The 16642-nt window shown below is 54.8% G+C and carries 14 protein-coding genes, 1 tRNA gene and 1 pseudogene; 3 read left to right on the top strand and 13 right to left on the bottom strand.

All coding sequences use genetic code 11. The features are described from left to right. The 4 genes and pseudogenes from NE623_RS06585 to NE623_RS06570 all read right to left on the bottom strand — a co-directional run. A pseudogene (locus tag NE623_RS06585) lies at window positions 1–1708 on the bottom strand (hypothetical protein); the annotation flags it as partial. Between the two features lie 564 nt (window positions 1709–2272). Further along, window positions 2273–2590, bottom strand: a complete 318-nt coding sequence (locus NE623_RS06580; RefSeq protein ID WP_256271839.1) for a hypothetical protein — start codon at window positions 2588–2590, stop codon at window positions 2273–2275. A gap of 19 nt (window positions 2591–2609) precedes the next feature. Then, window positions 2610–2915 (bottom strand): TnpV protein, encoded by a 306-nt coding sequence (locus tag NE623_RS06575; RefSeq protein WP_256271840.1) that lies wholly within the window; start codon window positions 2913–2915, stop codon window positions 2610–2612. Then, the gene (locus NE623_RS06570; protein ID WP_442490233.1) at window positions 2912–4972 is read right to left on the bottom strand and encodes a recombinase family protein; all 2061 of its coding nucleotides are present in this window, start codon (window positions 4970–4972) and stop codon (window positions 2912–2914) included. Before NE623_RS06570 ends, NE623_RS06575 begins: the two co-directional genes overlap by 4 nt. On the opposite strand from NE623_RS06570, the gene NE623_RS06565 reads away from it, so the two are divergent. From NE623_RS06565 to NE623_RS06555, 3 genes are all read left to right on the top strand, one after another. Next, window positions 4884–5480, top strand: coding sequence for a tyrosine-type recombinase/integrase (locus NE623_RS06565; RefSeq protein ID WP_256271841.1), 597 nt, complete (start codon window positions 4884–4886; stop codon window positions 5478–5480). The genes NE623_RS06570 and NE623_RS06565 overlap by 89 nt on opposite strands. Before the next feature lie 162 nt (window positions 5481–5642). Further along, complete coding sequence (locus NE623_RS06560) at window positions 5643–6818, top strand: tyrosine-type recombinase/integrase (protein WP_256271842.1); 1176 nt, start codon at window positions 5643–5645, stop codon at window positions 6816–6818. Continuing rightward, window positions 6815–7090 (top strand): hypothetical protein, encoded by a 276-nt coding sequence (locus NE623_RS06555; RefSeq protein WP_256271843.1) that lies wholly within the window; start codon window positions 6815–6817, stop codon window positions 7088–7090. The genes NE623_RS06560 and NE623_RS06555 overlap by 4 nt, the downstream gene beginning before the upstream one ends. Before the next feature lie 62 nt (window positions 7091–7152). Here the strand turns inward: NE623_RS06555 and NE623_RS06550 are convergent. From NE623_RS06550 to NE623_RS06510, 9 genes are all read right to left on the bottom strand, one after another. Continuing rightward, a tRNA-Arg gene (locus tag NE623_RS06550) sits at window positions 7153–7229 on the bottom strand. 404 nt (window positions 7230–7633) lie between these two features. Further along, window positions 7634–8695, bottom strand: a complete 1062-nt coding sequence (locus NE623_RS06545; RefSeq protein WP_256271844.1) for a glycosyltransferase family 2 protein — start codon at window positions 8693–8695, stop codon at window positions 7634–7636. Continuing rightward, window positions 8692–9915 (bottom strand): glycosyltransferase family 4 protein, encoded by a 1224-nt coding sequence (locus NE623_RS06540; protein WP_256271845.1) that lies wholly within the window; start codon window positions 9913–9915, stop codon window positions 8692–8694. The genes NE623_RS06545 and NE623_RS06540 overlap by 4 nt, the downstream gene beginning before the upstream one ends. 36 nt (window positions 9916–9951) lie before the next feature. Continuing rightward, entirely contained in the window at window positions 9952–10929 is a 978-nt protein-coding gene (locus NE623_RS06535; RefSeq protein WP_256271847.1) for a glycosyltransferase family 2 protein, read from the bottom strand. Between the two features lie 54 nt (window positions 10930–10983). Beyond that, a complete protein-coding gene (locus NE623_RS06530) occupies window positions 10984–11985 on the bottom strand; it encodes a glycosyltransferase family 2 protein (protein WP_256271848.1) in 1002 nt (333 codons plus the stop codon). After that, window positions 11982–13250: a glycosyltransferase family 4 protein gene (locus NE623_RS06525; protein ID WP_256271849.1), complete on the bottom strand. Its 1269-nt coding sequence runs from the start codon at window positions 13248–13250 to the stop codon at window positions 11982–11984. Before NE623_RS06525 ends, NE623_RS06530 begins: the two co-directional genes overlap by 4 nt. Continuing rightward, entirely contained in the window at window positions 13247–14467 is a 1221-nt protein-coding gene (locus NE623_RS06520) for a hypothetical protein (protein ID WP_256271850.1), read from the bottom strand. The genes NE623_RS06525 and NE623_RS06520 overlap by 4 nt, the downstream gene beginning before the upstream one ends. Continuing rightward, the gene (locus NE623_RS06515) at window positions 14468–15457 is read right to left on the bottom strand and encodes a glycosyltransferase family 2 protein (protein ID WP_256271851.1); all 990 of its coding nucleotides are present in this window, start codon (window positions 15455–15457) and stop codon (window positions 14468–14470) included. Next, window positions 15454–16575: a glycosyltransferase gene (locus tag NE623_RS06510; protein WP_256271852.1), complete on the bottom strand. Its 1122-nt coding sequence runs from the start codon at window positions 16573–16575 to the stop codon at window positions 15454–15456. Before NE623_RS06510 ends, NE623_RS06515 begins: the two co-directional genes overlap by 4 nt. Window positions 16576–16642 lie beyond the last annotated feature (67 nt).

Raw genomic sequence — 16642 nt, 5'->3', positions numbered from 1 at the left:
CTTCAATAGCCTTTGCCATTGCGTCTACCTCTGCCTGCTGGGTGATGTTCTTGCCGCGTGCAACTGCTCTGATTGCGCATTCTACGCCGGAGAAGTCTTTGTAGTCATTCTTTTTCAGGGCATTCGCCTTGGCAATGGCTGCATCGACCTTGGTGTAGTCGGCATCCTTGTATTGCAGGGCAGAAAGGGCGTCTTCAATAGCCTTTGCCATTGCGTCTACCTCTGCCTGCTGGGTGATGTTCTTGCCACGGGCAACGGCATTGACGGCGGCTTCCACAGCGGAGAAGTCCTTGTAGTTGTCCTTGTTCAGTGCATTTGCCTTGGCGATGGCTGCATCGACCTTGGTGTAGTCGGCATCCTTGTATTGCAGGGCAGCAATGGCATCTTCGATAGCTTTCGCCATTGCATCAACTTCGCTCTGTTTAGTGATGTTCTTGCCACGGACAACAGCATTGACGGCAGCTTCTACCGCAGTGAAGTCTTTGTACTCATCCTTGTTCAGAGCGTTTACCTTGCCGATGGCTGCATCGACAGCTGTGTAATCAGCGGGAATGTTATTGGCATCCCACACAAAAGTCGGATGTCCAATCCCGGATACCCACTCTACATCGCTTCCTGCATTTGCCTGAAGTCCTACGAGAACATCGTCAGAGTTAAAGTCGTTGGTAGCGGTTCCGGCTGAGTTGCCGCTTTGTTCATTAGAAACATTTGAACCATATCTGTCATCAGCAGGCCAGAAACAATTCTTTGCATCGGTATTTACGACATACCCCAACCAGCAAGTGTTTTCCAAGCCGTCGTTGCCGATTCCCTTCGTAGCGACAAGACAGTTGACCATGCTCACACCTTGGCCAAAGCCAATAATACCGCCAACGGGAGCCTGAATGGAGTTTACAACGATTTCTCCACCAAACCAACAGTCGCTTATTGTCACCTGTCCCGTATACGAGGCTCCGACAATGCCACCCAGCGAATCCCAGCAATCCATAGGCTCTAACCCGCCTTCTTGTTCTGCATAGTACTCGCCGTCATAGTTACCCGTAATTGCAGCGGTAGAATAACACTGGCTGATACTGTTGTTCCCATTTAAAAATCCTGCAATACCACCTATGAATTTTTCTATATAAGAACCGCCGGTAATGGAACCGGTAGTATAACAGTTTTTAATAGTGGAATCGGTCATCCAGTCCACCAAAATGCCTTTTCCGTAGGTGGAGGTATCATTCATCGGTATCACGATATCCGCATTTTCAATGCCGAGATTTTGCACAGTTGCATTGTAGATAGCACCGAACAAACCATTTCTATACAAGTTATTGTTATTGTCTTTGTTTTCAGATTTTAGGCCCTCATGAGAATACAGGTTATAAACTACATGGCTTTGTCCGTCAAAAATCCCCTGAAATGATCCCCAAGCCGTATTGGCTCCGTTACCGATAGAGATCCATTCATGCCCGCCTAAATCCAAGTCATTATCAAGATAAACAGTTTTGTCCTTAAAATTTGCTGTATTATCATTGACGAGCTTTGCCATGCCTGCCAACTGCTCGGCTGTTTGCAGATGAAATTCCGTTTTATTCTCATCATACCAGCTTGTATCGGCTGTTCCATCCCAAGTGTCCATGGTGTCTGCCGCAAATGCTGTTATGGGAACAAGTGCCATCACAAGGCACAACGCAAGCAGAAGGCTTAGAAGTTTCTTCTTCATTTTCATTCCTCCAAAATAATTCTAGCCGCTATTTGCTTTCTCCGACAGCGGACACACCGGAGAAGGCAGAAGGTTTAACCGGAAAAGATTGATTTGCCGGTCGTAGTTAGGACTTCAATATTAAACCACCATCCTTCCGGCAAACGCAAAAAGCCGAAGCCAAGGCGCAATGCGCCCTGTCTCCGGCAATTGATTCGTTATAAATTGTATGAAATAAGACTTGACACGCCGAAAAAACGGCGCTATGCTCCTGCCGAGCCGAGCCGAGCCGAGCCGAGCCGAGCCGAGCCGAGCCGAGCCATTTTCGCGCCTTTGAGCATCATTGTCAAGCCCTCCTTCCGTAATTTTAGTAAGAAAAGAATACCAATCCCATTCTTCACAAATATACATAGATATTATAGCAGATTCTCCATAAAACCACAAGTAGCGCTCAAAATATTGTCGGTCACTATTCTTAACGCATTACCTCTTCCATTACTATCCCGACTTTATGACTTCTTGAATGCCATCTGAAAAAGGAAAACCGCTGTGCAGCCGACAGCAGTTCATCGTTATATTCTGTTTTCAGAATAGCCAAGCAAATAATGCTGCTGCAGCGACAATCAAGGCACTTCCTGCCAGCGATAGCAGCATCGGTGCTGCAAATGGGCATAGCAGCAGCGCCACAAGTGCCGAAGCTGCCGCCTGTGCATAGCTGCCATCCAGCAGCGCGAGGAAAGCCGCAAAGCCGCCCAGCCCGGCAAGAACCATACCAATACTACCGCAGATACCATACAGAAGATTAAGTACAAATCCTGCCGCATACAGCAGCGCAATCACTGGCAACGCAAGTAGGCGTACAATCCACAGTACAACGATGTTGTTTCTTAAACGAGAAAACATTGATACCCCAACCATTCTTTCAGCAGTAGATTAACTCATTCAGCACAATCTCGGAAGCCACATTCTGCACATTGTTCATCTGCTGCACCCAAAGCAACTGATTTTCGGCTTTCAGCGCTTCCGTTATGCCTTGCTGCTCGACAAGCTGCTTTACAAGTTGGGAAAACATAGAATCCGCTTGCTCGTTGATTTCCCCAAGATGTTCGTTCAGCTTATCGGTAGCCAGCAGTTCTGTGTACAGCGTTCTCCGGCATTTTCGGAGATATTGCAGCCGTAACCGTTCCCATTTCAGGTCTGCGTGTTCACTGGTGATGTGCTTTTTCATAGCGTCTGCTCCTTTACCCTTTTCTTGTGATAGGCTTCCAAGGTTACTTTATTGTGGTTCTTTTTCCGGCAAGCATCAGAACAAAACTTTGACCGACTGCTTTCGGGCCAGTAGGTGCTGCCGCACATAGCGCAAATGCGTTGGCGGTAATAATGCTGCCCGCGCTCGGCTTCGCGTTCGGCTTGCTTCTGATCCTGCCGTGCTTGGTAGCAGCAGCCCTCTGAACAAAAGGTTTGGTGACTGCTGGCTGGTATAAATATCTTGCCGCATTGGGGGCAAACCTGCTTTTTTACAAACTCACCGCCGTTTGCTGCAAGCCTTTCAGCCTTGCGCTTCTCCCGGCAGGCTTTTTCCCTTGCGCGCTGCTTTTGCAACCGTTCAGCCGCTGTCTGTGCTTCCTGTGCCTGTATCTCAGCAACTTCCTCCGGCGTGTAGTCGATGTTGACCTGCCCAACATAGTTGAAGTAAATATCAACCTTTTGGGTTCTTGCCCGGCTAACGCCCTCCGCTTCATAAACCACGATTTTGTCTATGAGTTCATAGAACATCAAATCGGAGATCTCCGTAGGATTTTTGCACTTACGGATCAGCGCTATAAACTGCTTAATATCCCCGGATTTCTCTCTTTCCTCCGCAAGAGCGCTTTTGATTGCGTCCATTTTGGTTTCGAGTTCTGTCTGCTCGACATCGTACTGCTTCATAAGCTGCCTGTACTGTCTTTCAGATAGCAAGCCAAACATCAGATTTTCATACAGCCCGCGGACAAGGTTAGACAATTCGTCATACCGTTTCTGGCAGCGTTGCAATTCAGATTGCTGATTTTTCGGCTCTGTTTTCAGCCTTTCAATCCACAGCGATTGCAATTCAGCTGCAAAGGCGTTCTCGTCCTGCAAAACAAACCGGGAAAAGCGCTTTACGGAAGATAATACCAACGCTTCAACATTGTCAGCGCTGATAGAATGTGCCGTGCAGCTATTTACTCTGCTTGCATATCCACCGCAGCGATAGGAATACTGCACAGAACCGTCCCTTTTACTGTAATGCGTCTGAAGCGTCAGCCGTCTGCCGCAGTCGGCGCAGTACAGATAACCACTCAATCGGTTGGTGTGACTGCCCCAAGCCGAAGCCCGCTGCACACGCTTTCTGCGCCTATGTACGCTATCCCACAATTCCTTCGATATGATAGGCTCGTGCGTGTTTTGGAACACATACTGTTCGTCTTGGGCTGTGCTTTTCCGCTTATGCAGTTTGAAATTCGTGCCTACCGTTTTACGCAGAACCGTGTGTCCGAGATATTCTTGTCTTTCCAATATGCCCCTAACCGTAGACATTCCCCACAGGTTGGGATTGGAATACTTCTGCCCATTGTACTGCTCCGGGTGGTATTCCTTTGCGTAGGCAGATGGAATCAGAATCTTTTCTTCCGTCAGCTTTTCCGCGATTGCTCGCGTACTTTTGCCCTCGTTGGCAAGTAAAAAGATACGCTTTACAACCTCGGCAGCAACAGGATCAACGACAAGCGCTTGCTTATCAGACGGAACACGGTTATACCCGTAGGGAATTGAACCGCTGCAACGCTTGCCGTCTTTCATACGAGCATCGAAAACAGAACGAATTTTATTGCTTGTATCCTTGGCATACCATTCATTCATAATGTTCAAGAACGGAGCGAAGTCGTTGTCTGAAGTCTTGTCGCTGTCGATGCTGTTGTTGATTGCGAGGAAGTGGACTTTTTTCTGCGGGAATAGGATTTCCGTATAAAAGCCGACCTGCAAATAGTTTCGTCCTAAGCGGCTCATGTCCTTGACGATAAGGGTTTCCACATTGCCAGCTTCGATTTCACTTATCATTGCTTGGAAGCCGGGTCGATTGAAGTTCACCCCGGAATAGCCATCATCGGTGAAGTGGCGAATGTTTGTATATCCGTTTTTCTGAGCGTAATCTTCCAAGTATTTCTTCTGATTGGTGATGGAATTTGACTCTCCCGACAGGTCATCATCGCGCGATAATCGTTCATACAGCGCTGTTATTTTTGAATACCTTGCTATTATCTCCACCACCTTTCTACCGTTGGGCTTTTACTTTTGGTCGTTTAGATTTATCGTCCTATTAGAGTGTACCCCTCGGGAACGGGTTGTAACCATTCCGCTGGGGATATGGGAGCTTCTGATGGCGCTGCGACAGCAGCAGGTGCTGCATAGCGGTGTTCCGGATAGAGAACAGCCAATTTTTACTGACCCCGACGGTCATGTGCCGCACCCGGATTCTTTTACACGGCATCTGCGCAAGCTGTATAAGCAATGCGGATTGTCTGAGGAATACCACCTGCACACCCTGCGGCATTTCTACGCCACCTATCTGCTGCAGGAAGGCACCAGCAAACAAGTGACGGCATCCCTGCTGGGTCATGCGGATACGGCATTCTTGGAACGAACTTACTGCCACCCGCAGGACGTGGCGAAACAGCAGGCCGCAAAGCTGATGCAAGATTTGCTGAACAAGCAAAATCCGTGCTATGTTGCATTTATGAAAAATAAGAATAGAAAAGCCAAGAAAGCAGGGTAAATAAGCAGCGGCACCGTCAGAAATGGCGGTGCCGTTTTTGTCAGTAATAGGTAGATTTTGGGGCAAAAGATTGTTGGGTGTGGTGATAGCTTTCTGTCGCAGTTGTCGGTATGCTTTGTAGTACCAGAGGTCAATAAAACATACAAAGGAGCGTTGAAAACAATGGCATCTATCAGAAAACGCGGCAGTAACAGTTACTTGATTGTGGTATCTCGTGGGTATGACTACGAGGGCAACAGGCTGAAATCCGTGCAGAAAACGGTCAAGCCGCCCAAGGAGTACACACTCAAACAGGCAGAGAAATGGGTAAAAGAACAGGCAATTCTATTCGAACGCGAGGTTCAGCATACGCCGGAACCCATCAACCGCAGCATTACACTGGCAAAGTACATTGAGCATTGGGCGGCTGATGTTGGACCGAAGAAGCTGGCTGACTCCACATTCCGACGCGATGAACAGGATATTCGCAGAATCTTGCCAGCACTGGGCAACTACAAGTTGACCGATTTGCGTAAAGAGGTTATCCGTGATTTTTACGAAGAAATGCGGTACACACCGCGTCTGGACGGCAGAGGAAATCTATCCGAAAAATCGGTCGAGGGCTTGCACAATACGCTGTGCGGCATCCTGTCGGCGGCTGTGGACGAGGGTTATTTGACCCACAATCCCGCATGGCGGTGTTACAAGCCGAAAGGGCAGAAGAAAGAGCGCCCGGTGGCTGACGAGGAAACCGTCAAAAAGCTGATTACAGCGTTTGAAGGTCAGAGTATGAAGTACGAAACCTATTTCAAGCTGGTGCTGGCAACCGGACTGCGCAGGGGTGAAGCATGTGGATTAAAGTGGAGTGACATTAACTGGCGCAAACGGACGATTCACGTACAACGCGGAGTCGTGAAGTTGAGCCATCAGGAATCTATTACAAAAGACCCTAAAACTTCTAGCGGCGACAGAATGGTATATCTGAGCAAAGAGATGTGCCAACTGCTCAAGGCGTGGCGGAAAGAGTGTGAGTGGGATAGGCAGCAGACCGCGAACGAAACTGTGGACGAGGATGACTACTTATTCCGTCAACCTAACGGAAAGCCTATGTGCCCCAGTACATTCACATATAGATTTAAACTGATTCTGAAAGCAAATAATCTGCCGCTGGATTTGAATGTGCATAGCTTGCGCCACACCAATGCCAGCCTGCTGATTGCGCAGGGCGTGGATGTACGCACGGTGGCTAGTCTATTGGGTCATGCACAGGCAAGTACAACGCTGGATATTTACGCCCATGCATTCGACAAGAACAAGCGCAAAGCGCAAGAAAAACTTGGAAAGGCGATTGGATTATGACGAGAAAAATCAAGCTGACACGCGCAAACAAAAGTATCCTGCTGAAAGCACTTGCACCTTATTACTACCAGCAAAGGGCGCTTGGGCATGGCACGCAAGAAGTTGGAAAGCTAATACTGAAAATCAATGCTCTCCCAGCCGATAAAAGAGCAAGTTTCTCTGTAGAAGAAATTCACCTTATGCGAATCACTATAAACAGGCTGAGGAACGAGCGTCTAGGAAAAGGGCAGTACACCGATGCGGCAGACGATATGCTGCTAAAATTATTCTGAAAATCAAACACTAAAAAAAACAAAAAACCTCATTGCAAAAAATACATCGCAATGAGGTTTTCTGGTGCGACCGGGAGGATTCGAACCTCTGGCCTTCCGGGTCGGAGCCGAACGCTCTATCCAGCTGAGCTACGATCGCTTATATATGAAAAACGCCGTTACAGCGTATTTCAATCTTGTAAAGTAGTCAATTTCCTATAGTGGTCAATTCGTGGTCTGACTACCGTTGACCACCGCGTTTTTGTGGTTGTGAATCACGCTGTATCGAACAAAAGCGAGCCTAAAGCCTGCGATGTCGCAGTTGTCGGAGCCGAACGCTCTATCCAGCTGAGCTACAATCGCACAGTCTAGTTTCTTACAGCCTTTATAGTATAGCAAATTCTATGAGAAAATGCAAATGTTTCTTTGCAAATAGGGCAAAAATATTTTCTGAAAATAGGGAAATCCCCAAAAGACAGGAATGTAGAAATGGAATCCTCAACAAAAAATGTAGGGCGAGGTGAGGTCGCCCCGCCCTACAAAGCAGAGAAAAGTGCAGTCAACTCAATCCCGGCGCATCTTGCCGCGGAGCAGATAATACCCCGCCCAGTCGAGCTTGCCGTATAACGGCGAGCCTGTGCGTTTGGCTTCTGCCAGGCGATAAATCAGGCGCACACTGTGCCAGCGGCAGGGCAGATAGTACGCGCAGTAGCACTGCTCCAGACGCATACGCTCCAAGAGCGCCTGCATCCATGGGCTGTGGAGGGCGGCAATGGCCTTGTCGCGGCGCACGCGGGGATTTTTGGCGGGGTCGCGGCGCAGAATATCTGCCACCCCCTCAGCAAAAACGGTAAGCTCGGCGCGGTGCAGGGGACGCATATCATTCTGCGGGCAGGATGCAGCGTGGCAGGCCTTGTTCAGCTTGGCAAAATGCTCCGGCCAGATTTTACAGTAATCTGCGTGATATTTTGTGGAGAGCGTACCGCCGCGGCTGCAATCGTAGAAGGTCAGCGGGGCGGTCATCACTGTGTAAGTAAAATCCGGCTGCTTGGTGCCAAGCAAGGCAATATAGTCCAGTACAAATTGTAAATCCTCGCCCAAAGTATACTGACTGTCAAATTGCAGTTGCTGGGCAAGTTCGGTGCGGTAGAGCTTGTTCCACGGCATGGCCAGTAGACAGTCCATCCAGAGGCGCGCAAGAGCATTTTGTGGGCGGGTTTCAGCATCAGCAGTTACCGGCGCAGTGTCCTGTGCGTCGTTCGTATAATGCCAGAACACGAAGGACTGCGGTGCGTCGTTCTGGACATCCATAGCCGCCTGCAGGGCACCGGGGCGCAAGGCATCATCGGAATCCAGAAACACAATAAATTCACTGTCGGCCGCGGCAAGACCGCTGTTGCGCGCAACCGATACCCCCATATCCTCCTGATGGATAACCGTCACGCGGGCATCCCGCGCAGCCCACGTATCGCACAGCTTACCGCTGTCATCGGGACTGCCATCGTCCACCAGAATACAGGCCAACCCGCCCGCAATCTGCTGAGAGAGAACGCTCTCCACACAGCGGTCGAGTGTAGCCATTGCCTTGTAAACCGGCACAATGACAGTGATTATGGGCTTGCTCACAGGAAACCTCCGTTCTCGGTCACGTCGCGCACAATGCGCACAAAATCGGCATAGTAATGCTCGATAGAAAACTCTTTTCCACGCTCAGCACCTGCTGCACCCATCTCAGCACAGAGGGCCGGGTGCTCATACAGCATACGGATGCTCCACGCAAGCTGGTCGGCCACGGTATCGCCGCGCTCCACAAAGATAGCCTGACTGCCCGCCAGATACTCCGGCATACCCCCACTGCGGGTGGCGAGGACTGGCCGTCCGCAGGCCATAGCCTCCACAGCTACCAGCCCGGCAGCCTCCTCCACCAACGTAGGCACACAGCACAAGTCGGCGAGGCGGTAGTAGTCCGGCAAATCCTCGTTGGGGATGTAACCGGTGAACTGTACACGGTCACCCAAACTTTTGGACTGCTGCTCCAATTTGCGCTGGAACGCGCTTTGCTGGGTGCGTGCAAAGAAAGGGCTACCCACGATAAGCAGCTTGATCTGCGGCTCATGCAGGGAAGCAATGGCCTCCATCAGCTTATGAATTCCCTTATCAGGGTCCAACCTACCACAGTAAAGGACGATGAAATCGTCTGCGGCAAAGCCCAACCGTGCCCGCAACTCTTTGGGCGCCGGACCGGGGCAAAAGCGGTTGGTGTCAATACAGTTGTGCAGAACGTAGGCCTGCTTAGGGTCAAGAGAGCTGGTGCACAGATAATCCTCACGGACGAAATCGCTCACGGCAAGCACGCCGCCGTAAATATCATCCATCACGGCGTTGCAGGTGGTCTGGCCGTGCAGATGCGCCAGACAGCGCTTGCGGCCAAACATATGACTTATGGCACTGCACTGGGCCAGGTTGCCACCCTCGGCCACAATCAGATCGGGCGACGGCAGCTCCAGCGCAAGGGAAAGTTGCACCTTCTGGTACCATGGGTCATACGGCGCGGCAATGCCCATACAGCGCTCCACAAATACCATCGGCCAATAACGGCGGTGGCCGTTGGGGCGGGGAACATAGAGCATTTTGGTGTGCTGCCAGTCTGCCGCAGCGCGGCGGGCAGCATCATCGGGAACGCTGGCGCACAGTAAATCCAGCTGGCCATGCTTTTCATTTTCACGAATCAGATGGGTCAACAGGGTTTCCACCGCGCCGCCCTGCACCGCAGGCACCGGCAGAGTTGGCGGCGGTACCAGCAGAACGCGGGGAAGTTTTTCTTTGTCGGGTTTACGTATCGCCAAGGCGGGCTCCTTACAGATAAATTTTAAACAGAGGCGTCACTTGATGGGGCACAGGCTGGCCGCGCTCATCATAGCCCAACGGGCCGCGCTGAGCTTTTCGGTCATCTTCATATTGCGGCAGTTGGGCAGATAGCTGAGCAGTCCCTGCATCAAGAACTGCTCCTTGCTGATAGCCTTGACCAGTTCGGGTGTGGGAGCCTGCCGAACCTTGGCACACAGGAAAAGATACCGCCGCCAGCAGGCTGCATAAGCCGCGTCAATGACCGAACGGTCGGCTCGGTTCTCAACATAAAAGCGGTAACGGTCAGCCAGACCGTCCACGGCATCAAAATGCTCAGGACGGATGTTGGTGCGGCAGATACTGCCATTGCGCAGGCGGTAATGATAGAGCACCTTGTCGACGCAGACTACCTTGTTGCAGAGCCAGAACAGGCGATGCGCCACAAAGTCATCCTCATGCAGACGTCCCTCAGGGTAGTGCAGCAGCTTCCAGACCTCGGCGCGATACATCTTGTTCCATGCCACGGTGTAGACAATGCCATCGGGGGTGTAAAATTCGTTCAACAGGTCCTTGCCGCAGAAAACGCCCTCCTGCGTGGGGCGGGTAAAGCAGGCAGGGTCAAAGCTCTTGCCATCCTCCTGCACTTGCTCCAGTGCGCAGAGCGACATATAGGCATCGTTCTGCTCACAGGCATCGTACAGCGTCTGCAAAAAGCGGGGCAGAACCACGTCATCGGAGTCGATGAAGGCATAGTAGCGGCCGCGAGCGGCGTTGATACCGGCATTGCGGGCAACAGACAGGCCCTGATTTTCCTGATGAATGACCCGCACACGGGCATCACGAGCGGCGTATTTGTCGCAGATTTCTCCGCAGCCATCGGTGGAGCCATCGTCAATGAGCAGCACCTCGATGGGCACGTTGATTTTCTGGTCAAGAATACTCTCGATACATTCGACCAGATAGGGCTTCGTGTTATAGATTGGTACGACCACGCTGATCGCAATATGTTCCATAATTTGTTTTCCCTTCCTCTTTATGCAGATTATGCGGACGGCCCAGACCGCCGCCTATAGAAACCGTTGCTTGAACAGTGTGTACCCGGCCAGCAGCCCCGGCAGATTGCACGCCACACCCAGCCGGTAGGGCACCGCCAGTAGCCGGTTGGGGTCATTCTGTAACTGGGTACGCAGGGCGGCGCAGGCGTCCGGGTCGGCCAGAATTTCGGCAAACAGAGTGCGGCGCTCGGTGTAGGACAAATCTCCCTTGCAGCCGGTCAGCAAACCATATTGGTTCAGGCAGGCCCGCAGACGGCTGGTGCGCAGATAGGGTGCCGGGTCAATGCCGTTTGCTTCCAGCAGAGTAGACAGTGCCGGGCGGGTGATGCGCTCGGCGTCCAGCAAATCCCCCCGCAAACGGCGGGACAGACTGCCAGTTCTTGCATTATACTCCTTATAGTATACACCATGCAGGCAATAAATGGCAGGGGAAATTTGTAAAAATTGTAGGTTAAACAGCACATCCTCATTGATGGCCAGCCGTTCCTCAAACCGCAGCGTGCTCAGTGTGCGGCGGCGGAACAGCTTGGTGCAGGGAGAAGCCAGCAGCCCTGAGTCAAACAGCAGGGGAAAAAGTGCATTCCCGAGTGCCTGCAGGTTTTTATAGCACCCCTCGGCCAGATAGTCGGTGGGGGCAACCGCACCGGAGCTTTCCCGCGCTACACCGAACAATATCATATCAGCATCGGTATCAAGGGCAGCAAGGGCCGACCACAGGCCGGGCAGAAGCTCGTCATCGGAGTCAGGAAACAGCACCCAGTCGCCGGTTGCGGCGTCCAACCCGGTGTTGCGGGCCGCGCCTGCGCCGCCGTTGGGGCGGTGCAGGGCGGTAACCTGTGGGTGGAGCTCAGCCAGCTCCTCACAGACTGCCCCGGTATTATCCGGGCTGCCATCGTCCACCAGTAAAATTTCTACGTCCGCAGGAGCACCGTCCAGAACGCTTGCCACCGTGCGGCGCAGGGTGGCCGCGGCCTTGTAGCAGGGGATAATAACGGAAACCTTTTGTATGCTCACGACTTTTCCTCCTGCAGGATATCCTCGTAGATATGTACCAAATTGTCGGCATTGCGCGCTGCATCATGAGTGCACAGAGCACGCGCACGGGCAGCTCTGCCAACGGCAGCACCGCCATCCGGGCTTTGCAGCACGCGCAGAATGGCATCCGCCAGCGCCTTTTCATCCAGCGCATCGCCGTAAATATAGCCTTCCACGCCGTCCGTCAGCATGGAGGAAATCCCGCCTGCCGCGCTGGCTACGCATGGCAGCCCCAGCAGCATCGCCTCGCCGAGGCTGTTGGGGCTGTTCTCGCAGCTGGAGAGCAGCAAAAATACGTCCGCCTCCAAATAAGCCTGCCGCATGGCAGCAGCGTCCAGCGGGCCTGTGTAGTGGATATGCCCCGCCACGCCCAGCTGCGCGGCCAGCCGCTTGCAGTAGCGCTTGTAAGGAAACATCCGGTCAATGACCGGGCGCAGCAGCGGGCCCTTGTCCAGCGGGGGCCAGCCTGCAATGTGCAGCTCGGCGCTGCCGTACTTTGCCAGTATGGCGGGCAGTGCCTTGATAACGGTGTGCAGATTTTTCAGCGGATAGTTGCCCTGCGGCAGGAACAGCACCGGCGCGGCGGCAAACTCCCGCGGATGCCACAGTGTGCCGGTGTAAAACGGCGGACGAAGGGTCTCGTTGCAGGGGTAGTACCGGGCGTGCGGGGCAAGGGCGGTGCAGGCGTCACGGTCGAACGCCGTGCGGCCCGTCACATAGCGGGCCCCTGCCAGCAATGCGGCTTCCTTGGACGCCAGCGTGTTGAAATTGACTTGCATAGTGTCCAGCAATTCGCCGGGAATAACCCTGTCCACGGCGTGCCACAGCGCGCCGGAACGGCGGTAGGCCTCGGGCACACCATCACACAGGTGGGCGGCGCAGTCCCGCATGATCCCCTGTATGCTGAAGAGCACCGGCAGGCCCTGCGCCTGGGCGGCGTCCGCCATAACGGTGGCCTCGTCATACTCGGTGCCCCAGATGTGCACCAGCGCGGGCTTTTCCGCCTGCAAAAGCGGCACAAAGGCGGAGGCATCCGGCACGATGCGGTAGCACACACCGTCCGCCTCGCCCTGCGCTTCGGTCTTGCCCACGCAGAGCACCGTGAGCTTCAGCTCCGGGAAACGGCGCAGAGCGGCAAGCTGCCCGGTCAGCCAGCTGCCACTTACATCACCGGCTTCTGCCAGACCGCAGGCGGCCGCCGCCTGCGGCAGCATTGCCTTTACCAGCCAGAGAATCTGCATCATATCCACCTCAAAAATTCTTCGGCCACCTTTTCCGGCGTAAACTCGGGGTAGAGCTGCGCTGTCTCGGCAAAGGGAAGCTGACGGCCCCTGACCTCATGCAGCCAGCGGTTCAGCCGGGCGGTCACGCCGGGGGTTACGCCGTCCTTCGCGTACAGCACCAGTGCCAGCGGGTAGCGGGTAAGATACGGCAGTGTGGGGTCGGTGTCGCACGTTGCCAGATGCAGTATCGGCTTGCCGGTGGCAAAGTAGCCGAACAGCTTGCTGGGCATCTGGTTGTCATAGGCGTTGCCAAGGCTCACCAGCACATCAGCGCGGTTTTCCAGCGCGGCGGCTTCCTCAGGGGGAAGCAAACCGGGGCGCACAAGACGCTTGCTCAGTGTGGCGGCTGCGGTGTCGGCGGCTTCGGTAAAGCGTTCCCAGCCGCCACCCGCCATCGTCAGGGTTACATCGGGGGCGTTCAGGGCGCTGAACAGCGCCAGCGCAAAGCCGGGCTCACGCAACTCGGGGTAAAGGCTTCCGCAAAAAACACACTGTATATCGTCATGCTCTGTGTGGAAAGACTCCCGCGGCAGCAGGGTGGGAAAGCCCAGCACATGCATCTTCTGCCGCCAGGCAGCAAGCGGAGCACCGTCTGCATAGTCGGGCTCTGCCTGCGGGGTGATGAAGCTCGCGTCCATTGCATTGAGCAGCTGTCCCTCCCGCGCAAAGCCGCCCGGGGCGGTGTAGTCGCGGGCGGAAGCGTAGGGGTCAAGCTGCCACAGCAGCTTTTTGCCGCCGATGGCCGCCCCTTCCAGCGCAAAGGCGGCGCGGTAGGGCGCGCAGACGGCGCAGACGGCTTCAAAGTGAAACTCCGCATCCAACCGTTCGATTTCGCGCTTTGTATCCACCGTGCGACGCGGGGCCTTCAGCACCAGCTGGCGAAAGGCTGCCACTGCTGCGGCGGGATGGGCGGCAAGCCGCACCAGGCGCAGGGGCACCGGTGTGCCGCCCTTGCGGCCGTTTTCCAGCGCCTCATTCATCAGACGCTCATCGGCAAAGGCCAGCAGATGCTGCACCGCGCCCTGCGGCGGGGCGGGCGGAGTATGCAGGCCGTCCCACAGGGTCAGAATATGTACGGTGTGGTCGTGGGCCAGCAGCTGCTCTGCCAGCCGGAAGCCCAGCAGCGCGTTGGCGCTGGCGGGGTTCTCCACCCGGTCCAATACAAGTAAAATTCGCATTTATTGTCGGTCCTTCAAGAATTTTCGGCACGCCCACTGCCAGAGCCGCGGCGTGTGCAGCGTCATAAACGCCGAAAACCGTATGCTGCGGGGCAGCAGCGGGTTGCGGCCAAGCGCGGGGTCATGCTCGCCCGCTTTGATGGCCACCCGCAGCTCATACAGCTGCACGCGGTAGTCCTCGGCGTTGGCGCGGCGCAGAATCATACTGGCCAGATAGACGAGCTTTTCATAGTAGAACGCGTTGGCGCTCTGTTGCAGCGGCGCGGGCGCGGTGGCGCGGATTTCGACCGCGGCGCGGCGCTGGTCATCCAGGCTTTGCGGCGGCAGGGTGCGGTGGCTGGCGCTGGCCGCGTGCTGGCGGTAGTGGTACCCTGCAAAATCGCAGAAGGCACACCCCGGCGCGGCCAGAAAGGCCCGCCAGTTGGCCAGCAAATCCTCGTTGTAAGCAAGGCCGTTATTGAGCATTTCGGAGGTCAACAGCTCAGCAGAATAGAGCTTGTTCCACAGGCCGTAGTCTATCGCCTGGTTGTGCAGCAGGGCATCCAAATGGGCCGTGCCACGCAACAACTCTGCCCCTGCGGGCGCGGGCGCATTGGCCGGGATGGTATCGGTAAAGGTGTCATACCGGCAGCAGGCCAGCGGCAGACCGCTGTTTTGTACCGCCGTATACAGGGTGCCCAGAAAATCCGGATGGTACAAATCGTCTGCATCACAGAAGGCGTACCACAGCGCGCCCAGCTCCTGTGCCTTGCGCAGGCCCGCCGTGCGCGCTGTGCTTACGCCGCAGTTGGGCTGGTGCAGGGCTACAAACCGCTGGTCGCCCGCAGCAATGGCGTCACACAGGGCGGCAGAGCCGTCCGTGGAGCCATCATCCACCAAAATGCACCGGAAGGTGTCAAATTTCTGCGCCGCAATCGCGTCCGTGCAGGCGGTCAGGAAGGCCTCTGCGTTGTGCACCGGCACAATGACGGCAATCTCACAGGGCTTCATTTCGTTACCTCGGCATAGCGGCGCAGGTAAAACTCCTGCAGAATCCCGGCACTGGTGTGGATGTCATACCCGGCCCTGACAGCCTTCTCCCGCGCCTGCGGGTCGCGCCGCAGCGAGGCAGCGACAATCGCGGCAGCCCACGCCTCCGGGTCATTCACCGGCAGAAAGCGCACCCTGTCGGTGAACGCTGCGCCGGGGTCCACGGCGTCAGAGACAAAGCAGGGCAGACCCGCGGTCTGGGCCTCGACCAGCACCACCGGCAGCCCCTCAAACAGACTGGGCAGCAAAAAAGCGTCCATTGCGTCATAAAAGCTCTGCATATTGCTGCGCACACCGGCAAAAATCACACGGTCGGCAATCCCCAGTTGACCGGCAAGCTGCTGCATTTTTTCTATATAGGCGGGTTCGCCGCCGCCCAGCAGCACCAGCTTTGCCTTGGGCAGACGAGCGTGCACCGCGGCAAAAATTTTCAAAAGGCCGGGGTGGTTTTTCTGTGCGGTGAAGCGGCCCACGTGGCCGAACAAAATTTCCTGGTCGGTCACACCCAGCTCGGCGCGCAGCAAGGCACGGCGCTGCGGGTCGCGGGCGGCAAACCGTGCGGTATCAATACCGTTGGGAATGACTGTGAAGGGCGCTTTGCCGTAAAGCATCTGCCCGGCCTTCTCGCTGCAGGCAAAGCGGTCGGTCAGGCCTGCGCTGAAAAAGCTGCTCATGACCCGGTCAAGGCGGCCCACCAGATTCGGCTCATACGCGGTGTTGTGGCTGTGGCCGCACCGCACAGGAATCCCGGCCTTCCGGGCCACGGGGTTATAGAACATTCCGAAGCCGCTGTAGTGCCCGTGCAGGATGCGCCACTCCGGGTGGGCAGCAAACAGGGCGTGCAGCTCATGCAGGTAGCGGGGCAGGTTGTTGTCCTGCCGGACGGTCAGCTTATAGATACGCCCGCCCAGCTCCCGGATTTCATCGTCAAAAAAGCACGGTTTATCGTAATGATAGAGAAAGTCAAACTGCACCCTCTCGCGGTCGATGGTGCGGTAGATGTTCATGACAAAGGTTTCCATGCCGCCAGCGTCCATAGCGGGCATAACCTGCAACACACGGATGGGCTCACTGCTCACAGCTGATGCCTCCCCAAAATATACTTATCTATAGTATAGCGGTTTTCTCTGTATTGTGCAAGGGCGG

The organism is Gemmiger formicilis, from assembly GCF_024462815.1.
In the GTDB taxonomy this organism is placed as follows: Bacteria; Bacillota; Clostridia; order Oscillospirales; family Ruminococcaceae; genus Gemmiger.
Note: the sequence above shows the minus strand (reverse complement) of the source record. Positions and strands in the feature narration are given on the sequence as shown.